This is a genomic window from Pseudomonas sp. AM4(2022) (genome assembly GCF_036346515.1).
GTDB classification, from domain to species: Bacteria; Pseudomonadota; Gammaproteobacteria; order Pseudomonadales; family Pseudomonadaceae; genus Aquipseudomonas; species Aquipseudomonas paracarnis.
Genome location: NZ_JAOTNW010000002.1, coordinates 208,505 through 224,367 on the forward strand (window position 1 = coordinate 208,505; position 15,863 = coordinate 224,367).

The following is a 15,863-nucleotide window of genomic DNA, read 5'->3' on the forward strand; positions in this document are numbered from 1 at the left end:
CTGAATGACCCTCGAACGCGAAGCCGCTGCCAACACCGCCAAGGTCCTGTCCGAAGCGTTGCCTTATATTCGACGCTACGTCGGCAAGACGCTGGTGATCAAGTACGGCGGCAATGCCATGGAAAGCGATGAGCTGAAAACCGGCTTTGCCCGCGACATCGTGCTGATGAAGGCCGTGGGGATCAACCCGGTGGTCGTCCACGGCGGCGGCCCGCAAATCGGCGACCTGCTCAAGCGGTTGTCGATCGAGAGTCACTTCATCGATGGCATGCGTGTCACTGACGCGCAAACCATGGACGTGGTGGAAATGGTCCTCGGCGGCCAAGTCAACAAAGACATCGTCAACCTGATCAACCGCCACGGCGGCAGCGCCATCGGCCTGACCGGCAAGGATGCCGAGCTGATCCGTGCGAAAAAGCTCACCGTTACCCGCAAGACACCTGAGATGACCCAGCCGGAAATCATCGATATCGGCCAGGTGGGTGAAGTGGTGGGCGTGAACACCGACCTGCTCAACCTGCTGGTCAAGGGTGACTTCATCCCGGTGATCGCGCCAATCGGCGTGGGCGCCAATGGTGAGTCGTACAACATCAACGCCGACCTGGTGGCGGGCAAAGTGGCGGAAGCGTTGAAGGCTGAAAAGCTGATGTTGCTGACCAACATCGCCGGCCTGATGGACAAGGAAGGCAAGGTACTGACCGGCTTGACCACCCAACAGGTGGATGACCTGATCGCCGACGGCACCATCTACGGCGGCATGCTGCCGAAAATCCGCTGCGCGCTGGAAGCGGTACAAGGCGGCGTCGGCAGCTCGCTGATCATTGATGGCCGCGTGCCGAATGCGGTACTGCTGGAAATTTTCACGGATACCGGTATGGGCACGCTGATCAGTAACCGCAAGCGTCCTTAATATACAAACGAGCCCCACCTCCTGTAGGAGCGAGCTTGCTCGCGAAGAACGTTAACGATGACGCGTTTATTCTGGATAAACGCGGCGCCTTCAAGTTTTTCGCGAGCAAGCTCGCTCCTACAGAGGGTGGGGCTTTTTGATGTATGCCAATTATTTATTGAACGCCAAACTGCTCGCGGTACGCCTTCACCGCCGGCAAATGCTGCTTGAGCTGCGGGTCATCTTCCAGGAACTGCAACACCTGGTTCAACGACACAATGCTCACCACCGGAATGCCGAAATCGCGCTCCACTTCCTGGATCGCCGACAACTCACCGTTGCCGCGCTCCTGGCGGTTCAGGGCGATCAGCACGCCGGCAGCCTTGGCGCCGTCCTGGGAAGCGATGATCTGCATCACTTCACGGATAGCAGTACCTGCGGTGATCACGTCATCGATGATCAGCACATCGCCGGTCAATGGCGCGCCGACCAGGCTGCCGCCTTCACCATGGGCCTTGGCTTCCTTACGGTTGAAACACCACGGCAAGTCCTGCCCGTGATGCTCCGCCAGGGCGACCGCCGTCGCCGCAGCCAGGGGAATACCCTTGTAGGCCGGGCCAAAGAGTACGTCGAAGGAAATACCGCTCTCAACGATGGCTGCCGCATAGAAACGGCCCAGCTGAGCCAGGGCCGAACCTGAGTTGAACAGGCCCGCATTGAAGAAGTACGGGCTGGTGCGCCCGGACTTGAGAGTGAACTCACCGAAGCGTAAAACGCCGCGATCGATGGCAAAACGAATGAAATCGCGCTGATACGCCTGCATGAAAAAAGCCTCAGATACCACGGATTTAGCTAATTGGGTGGACGGCGTGTATCATACACGCACGCGATTTTTGGGGCCATTTATGCGGATCATCAGTGTGAACGTTAATGGTATTCAGGCTGCAGTCGAGCGTGGTTTGCTCAGTTGGCTGCAAGCACAGAATGCCGACGTCATCTGCCTGCAGGACACCCGTGCCTCCGCCTTTGAACTGGACGACCCAGCCTTCCAACTGGATGGCTACTTCCTTTATGCCTGCGATGCCGAAGTGCCCACCCAAGGTGGCGTGGCTTTGTACTCGCGGTTGCAACCCAAGGCGGTCATCAGCGGCCTCGGCTTCGAGACAGCCGACCGCTACGGGCGTTACCTGCAAGCCGATTTCGACAAGGTCAGCATCGCGACCTTGCTGCTTCCTTCCGGGCAGAACGGCGATGAAGACTTGAACCAGAAATTCAAGCTAATGGACGATTTCGCCCGTTACTTGGATAAACAGCGACGCAAACGTCGCGAGTACATTTATTGTGGCTCGCTGTACGTGGCGCAACAAAAGCTGGATATCAAGAACTGGCGCGACAGCCAGCAATCCCCAGGTTTCCTGGCGCCGGAACGCGCCTGGATGGACGAGATTGTCGGCAACATGGGCTATGTCGATGCCCTGCGCGAAGTCAGCCGCGAAGGCGACCAGTACAGCTGGTGGCCAGATAACGAACAGGCTGAGATGCTCAACCTGGGCTGGCGTTTCGACTACCAGCTGCTGACCCCAGGTCTGCGCCGGTTCGTACGCAGTGCACGCCTGCCGCGCCAGCCGCGCTTCTCGCAGCACGCGCCGCTGATCGTGGACTACGACTGGACATTGACCATCTGAGGTCGTTTTCCAGCCACAAAAAAACCGACAGTGATGTCGGTTTTTTTGTGGCCACTCGGTTACTTGACCAGGCGCCAGGTCCACGGATACCGATAGGCAATGCCTTTGTTGGCCTTGATACCGGCGATGATCGTCAGTATCAACGCCCCGATCACCAACACGGTCATCAGCAAGAATCCGACCACCACGAAGCCCAACAACAGGCACACCAGCCAGGCGATCGCCACGGTGATCTGGAAATTCAGCGCCTCCTTGCCCTGGTCATCGATGAGCGGGTCCATGTCCTTCTTGAACTGCCACAGGATCAACGGCCCCAGCAAGCTTCCAAAGGGAAATACCAACCCCAGGAATGCCGCAAAATGACACAACATTGCCCACTGGCGTACTTCCTTGGACGGTGCCGGAACCGGCAACTGGCTGTCATTCATGGCGTTTCTCCTTGGGGCCGGCTCAGTCAGCCAGCGCGGCGTTCTGCAATTCAAAGATTTCGGTCATGCCTTTCTGGGCCAAGGCCAGCATGGCGTTCAGCTCAGCCGGCTGGAATGGCGCGCCTTCGGCAGTGCCCTGCACTTCGATGAAACCACCGGTGCTGGTCATGACCACGTTGAGGTCGGTCTCGGCGGCCGAGTCTTCCAGGTAGTCCAGGTCCAGCACAGGCTCGCCCTGGTACATGCCAACCGACACAGCGGCGATCATCTGCTTGAGCGGGTCACCCGCTTTCAGGCCGCCACGCTTCTTGATCACTTTCAAAGCGTCAACCAGGGCCACCATGGCGCCGGTAATGGATGCCGTGCGGGTACCGCCGTCAGCCTGGATCACGTCGCAGTCGACGTAGAGCGTGACGTCACCCAGCTTGGACATATCCAGGGAGGCACGCAGGGAGCGGCCGATCAGGCGCTGGATTTCCAGGGTACGCCCGCCTTGCTTGCCACGACTGGCTTCACGCTGGTTACGCTCGCCAGTGGCGCGCGGCAGCATGCCGTATTCAGCGGTCAACCAACCCTGGCCCTGGCCTTTGAGGAAGCGCGGCACGCCGTTTTCGACGCTGACAGTGCAGATGACCTTGGTATCGCCAAACTCGACCAGTACGGATCCCTCGGCGTGTTTGGTGTAGTTGCGGGTGATGCGGATCGAGCGGAGCTGATCGGCAGCGCGACCACTTGGACGTTTCATAGGGGATACCTGTACTGAGGACGAAAAACTGCCGAGCATTATAGAGCCGCAAGCCGGTTCGGGGCACTTCTAAAAAATCCGGTTACCAATGCCCGAGTTTGGGCGCCCCCCTCCCACTGCGCTACAATCCTGCGCCTCCAGACTGTAGGAGCGAGCTTGCTCGCGAAAAACGCCAACAATTACGGGGGCTTTCTGATTCAGCGCGGCGCCCTTGCGTTCTTCTCGAGCAAGCTCGCTCCTACAGGTCGGCCTGGCCAATTTCTATTTATCCAACGCGAGGTACCTCCATGGTCCACAGCATGACCGCCTTCGCCCGTGTCGAAAAAGCCGGGGCCCAAGGCACCCTCAGCTGGGAGCTGCGCTCGGTCAACAGCCGTTACCTGGAGCCGCACCTGCGCCTGCCAGAGTCATTCCGCGACCTCGAAGGTGCTGTGCGTGAAGCGCTGCGCCAGGGCATCTCCCGCGGCAAGCTGGAATGCACCCTGCGCTTTACCGAAGAAACCACCGGCAAGCCGCTGCAGGTCGACCGCGACCGCGCCGCCCAACTGGTGGCCGCTGCCGAAACCATCGCCGGCCTGATCAAACAGCCGGCCGCATTGAACCCTCTGGAAGTATTGGCCTGGCCCGGCGTGCTGGTGGCCGACGCGGCTGACCCACAGGCCCTGAATGCCGAAGCCCTCGCCCTGTTCAACCAAGGCCTGAAGGAACTCAAGGCCGGCCGTGAACGCGAAGGCGCCGAACTGGCGCGGCTGATCAGCGAGCGGCTGACGTCGATCGAAGCCGACGTAGTGACCCTGCGTGAGCTGGTACCGCAGATGCTCGCCACCCAGCGCCAGAAGATCCTCGACCGTTTCACCGACATGAAGGCCGACCTCGACCCGACGCGCCTGGAACAGGAAATGGTCCTGCTCGCGCAGAAGAGCGACGTGGCCGAAGAACTCGACCGCCTGAGTACCCATATCCTTGAAGTGCGCCGCGTGCTCAAGTCGGGCGGTGCCGCCGGTCGGCGCCTGGACTTCCTGATGCAGGAACTCAACCGCGAAGCCAATACACTGGGCTCCAAGGCGTTCGACCCGCGCAGCACCACGGCGGCGGTCAACCTCAAAGTGTTGATCGAGCAAATGCGCGAACAAGTACAGAATATTGAGTAAGGCAACCTCCATGACCCACAGCACCGGCACCCTTTACATCATTTCCGCCCCTTCGGGCGCGGGCAAGAGCAGCTTGGTCAAGGCCTTGACCGACGCCGACGAGCAGATCCGCATTTCGGTCTCGCACACCACCCGCGCCATGCGCCCGGGCGAAGTGGACGGCGTGCACTATCACTTCGTCGAGCGTACCGAGTTCGTCAAGATGATCGAACACGGGGACTTCCTGGAGCGCGCCGAAGTGTTCGGCAACCTCTACGGCACCTCGCAGAGCCACCTGCAGCAGACCCTGGACGAAGGCCACGACCTGATCCTGGAAATCGACTGGCAGGGCGCCGAGCAAGTGCGCCAGCTGATGCCCAAGGCGCGCTCCATCTTCATCCTGCCGCCATCGCTCCAAGCCCTGCACCAACGCCTGACCAGCCGCGGCCAGGACAGCGATGAGATCATCGAGGGCCGTATGCGTGAGGCCGTCAGCGAGATGAGCCACTACGTCGACTACGACTACCTGATCATCAATGACGACTTTACCCACGCCCTGGATGATTTGAAGGCGATTTTCCGCGCCAATCAACTGCAGCAAAAGCGCCAACAGCAGCGTTTCGGCAAATTACTCGCCGAATTGCTCGGCTGATTGACTCTTCCCAAAACAGCTGCAAGGGCCTTACATTGGCACTTGTAGCGGTTTTGCGAAGGCCTGCGAAAAATCAGCGCTTCCCTAAACGCTGGTGTTTTTTTAAACTGCTTAGTCCGCTCGCCCAACCGGGCAGCGCGCATCTTGCATTCGCTCCGAGGAATACCATGGCCCGCGTAACCGTTGAAGACTGCCTAGAACACGTGGATAACCGCTTTGAGCTGGTCATGCTCTCTACCAAGCGTGCCCGTCAACTGGCCACTGGCGGCAAAGAGCCCCTGGTCCAGTGGGAAAACGACAAGCCTACCGTTGTAGCCCTGCGTGAAATCGCTGAAGGCCTGATGAGCTACGAGTTCATCGCCAACGCCGAAATCGTTGAAGACGAACCGCTGTTTGCAGCGTTCGAAGGCGAGTCCAACGAGGACGTCTAAGCCTATGCCTGGTCGACGTAGCACGGCGCGGGGTCACAGCCATCGGCAGGAGTTCACACTTTGCCGAGCATAGACGCCCTCGCCGATCGCTTATCGGCCTACCTCGGCGCAGACCAGGTCAACCTGGTTCGCCGAGCGTATTTCTACGCCGAACAAGCCCACGACGGCCAGCGCCGCCGTAGCGGTGAGGCGTATGTCACCCATCCTCTTGCGGTGGCCAATATTCTTGCCGACATGCACATGGACCATCAGAGCCTGATGGCCGCGATGCTGCATGACGTGATCGAAGACACCGGCATTGCCAAGGAAGCGCTCAGTGCGCAATTTGGCGAAACCGTGGCCGAACTGGTCGACGGGGTCAGCAAACTGACCCAGATGAACTTCGAGACCAAGGCCGAAGCCCAGGCGGAAAACTTCCAGAAGATGGCCATGGCCATGGCCCGAGACATTCGGGTGATCCTGGTCAAGCTGGCCGACCGGCTGCACAACATGCGCACGCTGGAAGTGCTGTCCGGCGAAAAGCGCCGACGCATCGCCAAGGAAACCCTGGAAATCTATGCCCCCATCGCCAACCGGCTGGGCATGCACGCCATTCGTATCGAATTCGAAGACCTGGGCTTTAAAGCCATGCACCCCATGCGTTCGGCGCGCATTTACCAGGCGGTCAAGCGCGCACGGGGCAACCGCAAGGAAATCGTCAACAAGATCGAAGAGTCCCTGAGCCATTGCCTGGCGATCGACGAGATCGAGGGCGAGGTCAGCGGCCGGCAGAAGCACATCTACGGCATCTACAAGAAGATGCGCGGCAAGCGCCGGGCCTTCAACGAGATCATGGACGTCTATGCGTTCCGGATCATCGTCGACAAAGTCGATACCTGCTACCGCGTACTAGGCGCTGTACATAATTTGTACAAGCCCCTGCCGGGCCGCTTCAAGGACTACATCGCAATTCCCAAGGCCAACGGCTACCAGTCGCTGCATACCACCCTGTTTGGCATGCACGGCGTGCCGATCGAGATCCAGATCCGCACCCGCGAAATGGAAGAGATGGCCAACAACGGCATCGCCGCCCATTGGCTGTACAAATCCAGCGGCGACGAGCAGCCCAAAGGCACCCATGCCCGCGCGCGCCAATGGGTCAAGGGCGTGCTGGAAATGCAGCAACGTGCCGGCAACTCCCTGGAATTTATCGAAAGCGTGAAGATCGACCTGTTCCCGGACGAGGTCTACGTGTTCACGCCCAAAGGCCGGATCATGGAGCTGCCCAAAGGCTCAACGGCGGTCGACTTTGCCTACGCGGTGCACACCGATGTCGGCAACAGCTGCATCGCCTGTCGGATCAACCGGCGCCTGGCCCCGCTGTCGGAGCCGCTGCAAAGCGGTTCCACGGTGGAGATCGTCAGTGCACCGGGCGCTCGCCCGAACCCGGCCTGGCTCAACTTTGTGGTCACCGGCAAGGCACGTACGCATATTCGCCACGCGCTGAAATTGCAGCGCCGCTCCGAGTCCATCAGCCTGGGCGAACGCCTGCTGAACAAGGTACTCAACGGCTTCGACAGCGCCCTGGACAAGATCCCGCAAGAGCGCGTGCAAGCGATGCTCCACGAGTATCGCCAGGAAACCATCGAAGACCTGTTGGAAGACATCGGCCTGGGCAACCGCATGGCCTACGTGGTTGCGCGCCGCCTGCTGGGCGAAGGCGAACAGCTGCCGAGCCCGGAAGGCCCGCTGGCGATTCGCGGCACCGAGGGTCTGGTGCTCAGCTACGCCAAATGTTGCACGCCGATCCCGGGCGATCCGATTGTCGGCCACTTGTCCGCAGGCAAAGGCATGGTGGTGCACCTGGACAACTGCCGCAACATCACCGAAATCCGCCACAACCCGGAAAAATGCATCCAGCTCTCGTGGGCCAAGGATGTCACCGGCGAATTCAACGTCGAGCTGCGGGTGGAGCTGGAACATCAGCGCGGCCTGATCGCCCTGTTGGCCAGCAGCGTCAACGCCGCCGACGGCAATATCGAGAAAATCAGCATGGACGAACGCGATGGTCGCATCAGCGTGGTCCAACTGGTGGTCAGCGTGCACGACCGCGTGCACCTGGCCCGCGTGATCAAAAAGTTGCGCGCCTTGACCGGTGTGATCCGCATCACCCGCATGCGTGCATAACCGATCCATTACAAGGAGTCATTCATGACCAAGACAGTTATCACCAGCGATAAAGCTCCAGCCGCCATCGGCACTTATTCCCAGGCGATCAAGGCGGGCAATACCGTCTACATGTCCGGCCAGATCCCACTGGACCCAAAGACCATGGAATTGGTTGAAGGCTTCGAAGCCCAGACCGTACAGGTCTTTGAAAACCTCAAGTCCGTGGCTGAAGCTGCCGGTGGTTCGTTCAAGGACATCGTCAAGCTGAACATCTTCCTCACCGACCTCAGCCACTTCGCCAAGGTCAACGAGATCATGGGCAAGTACTTCGAGCAACCTTACCCAGCCCGCGCCGCCATCGGCGTTGCCGCCCTGCCAAAGGGTGCACAGGTTGAGATGGACGCCATTCTGGTCATCGAGTAAAACACCCGGCGCAGCCCCAACAGGCTGCGCCGACTTCGTTTCAGAAGGATTTCGTAATGCGCAAAGCGCTTGTAGCCTCCTCGTTGCTCGCCCTGTTGCTCGGCGGCTGTGCCAGCAACCCCGCCGACCTGGATGTGAGCGGTACCTGGATCAACCAGGCCGCCATCGACGCGGCGGCCAAGGGCGGCCCTTTGCGTGAAGCCCTGCAGTCCTATGGGCCCAACCTTGAGTGGGAGGTCAACACCAAGGCCTTGCAGGCGCGCTACTACAACGGTTTTGAAGTGGCGGAAGGCAAGTTGTCGGCTGAAAAGCCCGGCGCGTGGAACGTGGATTTCTATGGCAGCTCTGCCACCGAGCTTAAGCGCAAAGGCAAGCAACTGCTGCAAGTGGCCAACGACAACGAGCCCGAGCAGCTGTTTGCCCGCGCCAAAGACCCGGCCCCAGAAGGCGCGCCACTGGGCGCCAACTTCGAACGCGCGTTGTACGCGGCCTATATGGGCGGCGACTGGAAGATCAGCGACGGCACCGGCAGCGGTGCCACGGTGCAATTCCAGGCAGACGGCAAGGTCGCCGGCCTGCCGGGGGTTGATCGCTATTCACTCTGCCTGGCAGGCGATTGCGCTTCCATGAGCGGCGGCTATGACAGCATCTGGCTGCAACTGAACGGCCAGGGCAACCCTTGGATCTTCGCGCGCAAAGGTGAGCAACTGGAGATCTTCCAGGCGATCAATACCGCGCAGGCCGATGAAGTGCCCCAGTTCACGCCTGGCCCTCGCCAATGGTTGCTTGAAAAGTAATAACACCCTCACCCAAATCCAAATGTGGGAACTGGCTTGCTGTGGCGAGCAAGCTTGCTTGCGCTGGGGTGCGAAGCGCCCCCAAACAACCGGAGACTGCTGCGCAGTCAGCGGGAGCAAGCTCCCTCGCCACAGCAAGCCAGCTCCCACATTTTTTGCCGCGCTTCAGCCCTTCAGGATCGCCGCATAGCCTTCCCGGTAGGTCGGGTATGTCGGCACCCAGCCAAGCGCCTTGATACGTGCATTACTGCACTGCTTGCTCCCCGCACGCCGCACACTGGCGTCCTCGGCCCATTCGGTCACACCCAGGTACTCGCGCAACCAGGCCACGACCTCGGCCAGCGGTGCCGGCGCATCGTCAACGCCGATATAGACCTTTTCCAGCGAACCGCCCTTTTCCACATGCCGCAGCAAAAAGGCGAGCAGGCCCGCGGCGTCGTCAGCGTGGATACGGTTGCCATACAACGGGGGATCAACCGCTACGCGATAGCCTTGACGCACCTGGGTCAGCAGCCATTCACGGCCAGGGCCGTAGATGCCGGTCAAGCGCACGATGGTCGCTGGAATACCGCTATTGAGCGCCACTTGCTCAGCTTCCAGCATTACCTGCCCGGAATAGCCCTTCGCTTGCGTCTCGGACGTTTCGTCGACCCACTCGCCGTTCTGCTGCCCATACACACTGCTGCTGGAAACAAACAGCAAATGCTTGGGCGTCTGGCCGTAGTCGTCCAGCCACTCCAACACATGCAGCAACCCTTGCACGTAGGCGGCGCGATAGCCGGCTTCGTCGTGGTCAGTGGCAGCGGCGCAGTACACCAGATAATCCACCCCGCCGATGGGCCAGGTGTCAGGGCAATCCTTTTTAAACAGGTCGCCGGCGATGCCGATCACCCCGTCGGGCAAGCGCGAAATATCGCGGCGCAGGCCGTGAACCTCCCATTCCGAGGCCAGCAATTGGCTAGCCAGCCGACTACCCACATCACCGCAACCGGCAATCACAACAGAAGGCACAGACATCACAAAACTCCATTCTTAAAGGCGCAGATTAGCCGCCAGAGATGACCAACGGCCAGAAAAAGCACAAATAAAGTTACTGTATTACTTCTGTTAACAAGAATTACTTGCAATAATAACCGCCCATTTGTCCTCGACCCCAAGGGTCTGGAAGGACGATCACCCATTTTTTCTCTCAGGTCCGGCCAGCATGACACGTCATACAAAACCCGCTTCGCCAACCAAGCTTCACAGTCCCTCCCGCGCCTGGCGTGCGATTGCTGCGATGCTGTTCAGCGTACTGCTGGCACCGACCGCCGCCTTCGCTGACGCCACTGCCCCCGCCGCTCCGGCCGCTGCCGAGCAAAATGCCACTACCCCGGCGGCGCCTGCAGTCGCGCCAGTGGCCACCGACCCGGCCCAGGCCGCCGGCGCGGCCGCACCTGCCGACGAAACCGGCGTGGTGCTTGAAGAAGACAACACCCTGGGCATGGCCCACGACCTGTCACCATGGGGCATGTACCAGAATGCCGACGTGGTAGTGAAGGCTGTGATGATCGGCCTGGCCATTGCCTCGATCATCACCTGGACCATCTGGATTGCCAAAGGCTTCGAGCTGTTGGGCGCCAAGCGTCGTCTGCGCGCTGAAATCGTCCACCTGAAAAAAGCCACCACCCTCAAGGAAGCGAGCGAAACCGCGACCAAGAAGGGCACCCTGGCTAACCTGCTGGTGCACGACGCACTCGAAGAAATGCGCCTGTCGGCCAACACCCGCGAAAAAGAAGGCATCAAGGAGCGTGTCAGCTTCCGCTTGGAGCGCCTGGTTGCCGCCTGCGGCCGTAACATGAGCAGCGGCACCGGCGTACTCGCCACCATCGGTTCCACTGCGCCCTTCGTCGGCCTGTTCGGTACCGTGTGGGGCATCATGAACAGCTTCATCGGTATCGCCAAAACCCAGACCACCAACCTCGCCGTCGTTGCCCCCGGCATCGCCGAAGCCCTGCTGGCTACTGCCTTGGGCCTGGTTGCCGCGATTCCTGCGGTGGTGATCTACAACGTCTTCGCCCGTTCGATTGCCGGCTACAAGGCCCAGGTGTCGGACGCGTCGGCAGAAGTCCTGCTGCTGGTCAGCCGTGACCTCGATCACCTGCCTACCGAGCGCAGCTCGCAACCGCACATGGTGAAAGTGGGGTAATCGGCCATGGGCCTGCATTTGAATCAAGGCGACGACGAACTCGTCGAGAACCACGAAATCAACGTCACGCCGTTTATCGACGTGATGCTGGTGCTGTTGATCATCTTCATGGTGGCGGCACCGCTGGCGACCGTGGACATCAAAGTGGACCTGCCTGCGTCCAGCGCCAAGCCGGCGCCGCGGCCAGAGAAGCCGATCTTCCTCAGCGTCAAGGCGGACCAACGCCTGTTCCTGGGTGAAGAAGAAGTCAAGGCTGAAACCCTGGGGCCGGTGCTCGACGCCAAGACCCAAGGCAAGAAAGACACGACGATCTTCTTCCAGGCCGACAAAGGCGTGGACTATGGCGACCTGATGAGCGTGATGGATGCCCTGCGGGCCGCCGGCTACCTCAAGGTAGGCCTGGTCGGACTTGAGACGGCAGCCAAGAAATGATCACGACGCGCCACAAACTGACGCGTTATGGCACCAGCCTCGCCGTCGTGCTGGGCGTGCATGCCGTCGCGATCATCATCGCGCTCCAATGGTCCGCGCCGCAGGCGATCCAGCTGCCACCCGCCGCCATGGTCATCGACCTGGCGCCGCTGCCAGCACCGCCGCCGCCTCCAGCACCGCCCAAGGTCGTTGCGCCGCCGCCGCCACCGGTCGAAGAGCTGCCCCTGCCGAAGCTGGCCGAGGCGCCCAAGCCAACGATCCAGGTGCCCAAGCCGGTCAAGCCCAAGCCTAAGCCACAACCTCCAAAGCCGGTGGAGAAGAAGCCCGAGCCGCCCAAGGAGAAACCTTCCGAGGAGCCACCGAGCGAAACGCCGCCGAGCAACGCACCTGCGCAGAAGTCCGCCCAGCCTACACCGGGCCCGTCGGCACAGCAGCTGGCCGCCCAGGCATCCTGGCAAAGCACGTTGCTGGCGCATCTGCAGAAGTACAAGAAGTACCCGCCCGGCGCCCAACGCAGTGGCAAGGAAGGTATGAACCGCTTGCGCTTCGTGGTCGATGGCGAAGGCAATGTGCTGTCCTACGAACTGGAAGGCCGCTCCGGCAACGCCGACCTGGACCGTGCAACCCTTGAGATGATCCGCAAGGCTCAGCCGCTGCCCAAGCCTCCGGCAGACCTGTTGAAAAACGGCAGCGTCGAACTGGTCGCGCCGTTCGTCTACAACATCGACAAGCGTCGCCGCTGACAGAGCACTGTGGGAGGGACTTGCTCCCTCCCACATTCGCTTTATTACCTCAGTAAAATTCCGACACTCCCCACTCAATCCCCAGCAAAGTTCTGATAACGTGCGTCTATCGATTGCAGCCGGTATGCTTGGCCCGCAACCTCATGGACGCCCGCTATGACTCTCACAGAATTACGCTACATCGTGACCCTCGCCCAAGAACAGCACTTCGGCCATGCAGCCGAGCGTTGCCACGTCAGCCAGCCGACGCTGTCGGTGGGTGTGAAAAAGCTTGAAGACGAACTCGGTGTGCTGATTTTCGAGCGCAGCAAGAGTGCCGTTCGCCTCACCCCGGTAGGCGAAGGCATCGTTGCCCAGGCCCAGAAGGTCCTGGAACAGGCGCAAAGCATTCGCGAATTGGCCCAGGCCGGCAAGAACCAGCTGACCGCGCCGCTCAAGGTCGGCGCGATCTATACGGTCGGCCCCTACCTGTTCCCGCACTTGATCCCGCAACTGCATCGTGTCGCGCCGCAGATGCCGCTGTATATCGAAGAAAACTTCACCCATGTGCTGCGCGATAAACTGCGCAACGGCGAGCTGGACGCGATCATCATCGCCCTGCCCTTCAACGAAGCGGACGTGCTGACCCTGCCGCTCTACGACGAGCCGTTCTACGTGCTGATGCCGGCCTCCCACCCGTGGACCAAGAAGGACACCATCGACGCCGGCCTGCTCAATGACAAGAGCCTGCTGCTGCTCGGTGAAGGCCACTGCTTCCGCGACCAAGTGCTGGAAGCCTGCCCGACCCTGACCAAGGGCAACGACGGCGCCAAGCACACCACGGTGGAATCCAGCTCCCTGGAAACCATTCGCCATATGGTCGCTTCCGGCCTGGGTATCTCGATCCTGCCGCTGTCTGCGGTAGACAGCCATCACTACGCCCAGGGCGTGATCGAAGTGCGCCCACTCACGCCGCCGGTGCCGTTCCGTACCGTGGCGATTGCCTGGCGCGCCAGCTTCCCGCGCCCCAAAGCGATTGAGATTCTCGCGGACTCGATCCGTCTGTGTTCGGTGGCCAAGCCGCCCGTTGCGAGCTAAGCCACGGTATGACTGAGCTGTCGCAGGTGTCGGTGACGGCACTCAAGGGTGTCGGTGAGGCCATGGCCGAGAAACTGGCCAAGGTCGGCCTGGAGAACCTTCAGGACGTGCTGTTCCACCTGCCCCTGCGCTACCAGGACCGCACCCGCGTGGTGCCCATCGGCCATTTGCGCCCTGGGCAGGACGCGGTCATCGAAGGCACCGTAAGCGGCGCCGACGTGGTGATGGGCAAGCGCCGCAGCCTGGTGGTGCGCCTGCAGGACGGCACCGGCGGCTTGAGCCTGCGCTTCTACCACTTCAGCAACGCACAGAAGGAAGGCCTCAAGCGTGGCACCCGCGTGCGCTGCTACGGCGAGGCACGTCCTGGCGCATCGGGCCTGGAAATCTACCACCCGGAATACCGCGCCATTACCGGCGATGAGCCGCCACCGGTGGACACCACGCTCACGCCGATCTACCCGCTGACCGAGGGTTTGACCCAGCAACGCCTGCGTCAGTTGTGCATGCAAACCCTGACCATGCTCGGCCCGCAAAGCCTGCCCGATTGGCTACCCCTGGAGCTGGCCCGCGATTATCAGCTGGCGCCCCTGGCCGATGCGATTCGGTATTTGCATCACCCGCCCGCCGATGCCGATGTGGACGAACTCGCCCTCGGTCACCACTGGGCCCAACATCGCCTGGCCTTTGAAGAACTGCTCACGCACCAGCTGTCCCAGCAACGCCTGCGCGAAAGCATGCGTTCCCTGCGCGCCCCGGCGATGCCCAAGGCCACGCGGCTGCCTGCGCAATACCTGGCCAACCTCGGCTTTGCACCCACCGGCGCGCAACAGCGGGTGGGCAATGAAATCGCCTACGACCTCAGCCAGCAAGAGCCGATGCTGCGGCTCATCCAGGGTGACGTAGGCGCCGGCAAGACCGTGGTCGCTGCCCTCGCCGCCCTGCAAGCCCTGGAAGCTGGCTATCAGGTGGCGCTGATGGCACCGACGGAAATCCTCGCCGAACAACACTTCATCACCTTCAAGCGCTGGCTCGAACCCCTGGGCCTGGAGGTGGCGTGGCTGGCTGGCAAGCTCAAAGGCAAGAACCGCGTGGCCGCCCTGGAGCAGATCGCCGCCGGCGCACCGATGGTGGTGGGCACCCATGCGCTGTTCCAGGACGAAGTGCAGTTCAAGAACCTCGCGCTGGTGATCATTGACGAACAGCACCGCTTCGGCGTGCAACAACGCCTGGCCCTGCGCCAGAAAGGCGTGGGCGGGCGCATGAACCCGCACCAGTTGATCATGACCGCCACGCCGATCCCACGCACCCTGGCCATGAGCGCCTACGCCGACCTCGACACCTCGATCCTCGACGAACTACCGCCAGGGCGTACCCCGGTCAACACCGTGCTGGTCACCGACACCCGGCGCGTCGAAGTGATCGAGCGCGTGCGCGGCGCCTGCGCCGAAGGCCGCCAGGCGTACTGGGTGTGCACCCTGATCGAAGAGTCCGAAGAACTGACCTGCCAGGCCGCCGAAACCACCTATGAAGACCTCACCAGCGCCTTGGGTGAGCTCAAGGTGGGGTTGATTCATGGCCGAATGAAACCGGCGGAAAAAGCCGCAGTGATGGCCGAGTTCAAGGCCGGCAACCTGCAATTGCTGGTGGCTACCACCGTGATTGAAGTGGGCGTGGACGTCCCCAACGCCAGCCTGATGATCATCGAAAACCCCGAACGCCTGGGCCTGGCGCAACTGCACCAGCTGCGCGGGCGGGTTGGCCGGGGCAGTGCCGCCAGCCACTGCGTGCTGCTCTATCACCCGCCGCTGTCGCAGATCGGTCGCCAGCGACTGGGCATCATGCGCGAAACCAACGACGGTTTTGTTATCGCCGAAAAAGACCTCGAACTGCGCGGCCCCGGTGAAATGCTCGGCACGCGCCAGACCGGCCTGCTGCAATTCAAGGTCGCCGACCTGATGCGCGATGCCGACCTGCTGCCCGCCGTGCGCGATGCTGCGCAAGCCTTGCTCGAACGTTGGCCCGATCACGTCAGCCCCTTGCTCAACCGCTGGCTGCGCCACGGCCAGCAATACGGTCAAGTCTGACCCCTATCCTG

Annotated in this window: 17 protein-coding genes; 13 read left to right on the plus strand and 4 right to left on the minus strand. The window is 61.3% G+C overall.

Going from position 1 to position 15,863, the window contains the following annotated elements; all coding sequences use genetic code 11:
• The first annotated feature begins 4 nt into the window (after window positions 1-4).
• Window positions 5-910 (plus strand): acetylglutamate kinase, encoded by a 906-nt coding sequence (argB, locus tag ODQ19_RS03320; protein WP_032894535.1) that lies wholly within the window; start codon window positions 5-7, stop codon window positions 908-910.
• Window positions 911-1,064: 154 nt separating this feature from the next.
• On the opposite strand, the gene pyrE is transcribed toward argB, so the two are convergent.
• Window positions 1,065-1,712, minus strand: a complete 648-nt coding sequence (gene pyrE / locus ODQ19_RS03325) for an orotate phosphoribosyltransferase (RefSeq protein ID WP_017735762.1) — start codon at window positions 1,710-1,712, stop codon at window positions 1,065-1,067.
• A gap of 82 nt (window positions 1,713-1,794) precedes the next feature.
• Here pyrE and ODQ19_RS03330 point away from each other — a divergent pair, with 82 nt between their 5' ends.
• Window positions 1,795-2,574: an exodeoxyribonuclease III gene (locus ODQ19_RS03330; protein WP_003195493.1), complete on the plus strand. Its 780-nt coding sequence runs from the start codon at window positions 1,795-1,797 to the stop codon at window positions 2,572-2,574.
• 59 nt (window positions 2,575-2,633) lie between these two features.
• Here the strand turns inward: ODQ19_RS03330 and ODQ19_RS03335 are convergent, their stop codons facing one another.
• Both ODQ19_RS03335 and rph read right to left on the minus strand, forming a co-directional pair.
• The gene (locus tag ODQ19_RS03335; RefSeq protein WP_003195495.1) at window positions 2,634-3,002 is read right to left on the minus strand and encodes a DUF4870 domain-containing protein; all 369 of its coding nucleotides are present in this window, start codon (window positions 3,000-3,002) and stop codon (window positions 2,634-2,636) included.
• A gap of 22 nt (window positions 3,003-3,024) precedes the next feature.
• Window positions 3,025-3,747, minus strand: a complete 723-nt coding sequence (gene rph / locus ODQ19_RS03340) for a ribonuclease PH (RefSeq protein ID WP_330209325.1) — start codon at window positions 3,745-3,747, stop codon at window positions 3,025-3,027.
• Between the two features lie 287 nt (window positions 3,748-4,034).
• Here rph and ODQ19_RS03345 point away from each other — a divergent pair, with 287 nt between their 5' ends.
• The 6 genes from ODQ19_RS03345 to ODQ19_RS03370 all read left to right on the plus strand — a co-directional run bounded on the left by ODQ19_RS03345 (window position 4,035) and on the right by ODQ19_RS03370 (window position 9,328).
• Window positions 4,035-4,898, plus strand: coding sequence for a YicC/YloC family endoribonuclease (locus ODQ19_RS03345; RefSeq protein ID WP_330209326.1), 864 nt, complete (start codon window positions 4,035-4,037; stop codon window positions 4,896-4,898).
• A 10-nt stretch (window positions 4,899-4,908) separates the two neighbouring features.
• On the plus strand, window positions 4,909-5,529 hold the full coding sequence (gene gmk / locus ODQ19_RS03350) for a guanylate kinase (RefSeq protein ID WP_330209327.1): 621 nt from the start codon (window positions 4,909-4,911) through the stop codon (window positions 5,527-5,529).
• Window positions 5,530-5,696: 167 nt separating this feature from the next.
• Complete coding sequence (rpoZ, locus tag ODQ19_RS03355) at window positions 5,697-5,960, plus strand: DNA-directed RNA polymerase subunit omega (RefSeq protein ID WP_003195508.1); 264 nt, start codon at window positions 5,697-5,699, stop codon at window positions 5,958-5,960.
• Window positions 5,961-6,020: 60 nt separating this feature from the next.
• Window positions 6,021-8,126 (plus strand): bifunctional GTP diphosphokinase/guanosine-3',5'-bis pyrophosphate 3'-pyrophosphohydrolase, encoded by a 2,106-nt coding sequence (spoT, locus tag ODQ19_RS03360; RefSeq protein WP_003195510.1) that lies wholly within the window; start codon window positions 6,021-6,023, stop codon window positions 8,124-8,126.
• A 24-nt stretch (window positions 8,127-8,150) separates the two neighbouring features.
• The gene (locus tag ODQ19_RS03365; RefSeq protein ID WP_003176922.1) at window positions 8,151-8,531 is read left to right on the plus strand and encodes a RidA family protein; all 381 of its coding nucleotides are present in this window, start codon (window positions 8,151-8,153) and stop codon (window positions 8,529-8,531) included.
• Window positions 8,532-8,587: 56 nt separating this feature from the next.
• The gene (locus ODQ19_RS03370; protein WP_330209328.1) at window positions 8,588-9,328 is read left to right on the plus strand and encodes a hypothetical protein; all 741 of its coding nucleotides are present in this window, start codon (window positions 8,588-8,590) and stop codon (window positions 9,326-9,328) included.
• 165 nt (window positions 9,329-9,493) lie between these two features.
• Here the strand turns inward: ODQ19_RS03370 and ODQ19_RS03375 are convergent, their stop codons facing one another.
• On the minus strand, window positions 9,494-10,345 hold the full coding sequence (locus tag ODQ19_RS03375; protein WP_330209329.1) for an SDR family oxidoreductase: 852 nt from the start codon (window positions 10,343-10,345) through the stop codon (window positions 9,494-9,496).
• A 187-nt stretch (window positions 10,346-10,532) separates the two neighbouring features.
• Here ODQ19_RS03375 and exbB point away from each other — a divergent pair, with 187 nt between their 5' ends.
• The 5 genes from exbB to recG all read left to right on the plus strand — a co-directional run bounded on the left by exbB (window position 10,533) and on the right by recG (window position 15,852).
• Window positions 10,533-11,516 (plus strand): tonB-system energizer ExbB, encoded by a 984-nt coding sequence (exbB, locus tag ODQ19_RS03380; protein ID WP_330209330.1) that lies wholly within the window; start codon window positions 10,533-10,535, stop codon window positions 11,514-11,516.
• A 6-nt stretch (window positions 11,517-11,522) separates the two neighbouring features.
• Window positions 11,523-11,948, plus strand: coding sequence for a TonB system transport protein ExbD (gene exbD / locus ODQ19_RS03385; protein WP_003195519.1), 426 nt, complete (start codon window positions 11,523-11,525; stop codon window positions 11,946-11,948).
• Window positions 11,945-12,691, plus strand: coding sequence for an energy transducer TonB family protein (locus ODQ19_RS03390; protein WP_003195521.1), 747 nt, complete (start codon window positions 11,945-11,947; stop codon window positions 12,689-12,691). Before exbD ends, ODQ19_RS03390 begins: the two co-directional genes overlap by 4 nt.
• Window positions 12,692-12,847: 156 nt before the next feature.
• Window positions 12,848-13,768 (plus strand): hydrogen peroxide-inducible genes activator, encoded by a 921-nt coding sequence (locus ODQ19_RS03395; protein WP_003195523.1) that lies wholly within the window; start codon window positions 12,848-12,850, stop codon window positions 13,766-13,768.
• Between the two features lie 8 nt (window positions 13,769-13,776).
• Window positions 13,777-15,852: an ATP-dependent DNA helicase RecG gene (gene recG, locus ODQ19_RS03400; protein WP_003195525.1), complete on the plus strand. Its 2,076-nt coding sequence runs from the start codon at window positions 13,777-13,779 to the stop codon at window positions 15,850-15,852.
• The last annotated feature ends 11 nt before the right edge of the window (window positions 15,853-15,863 follow it).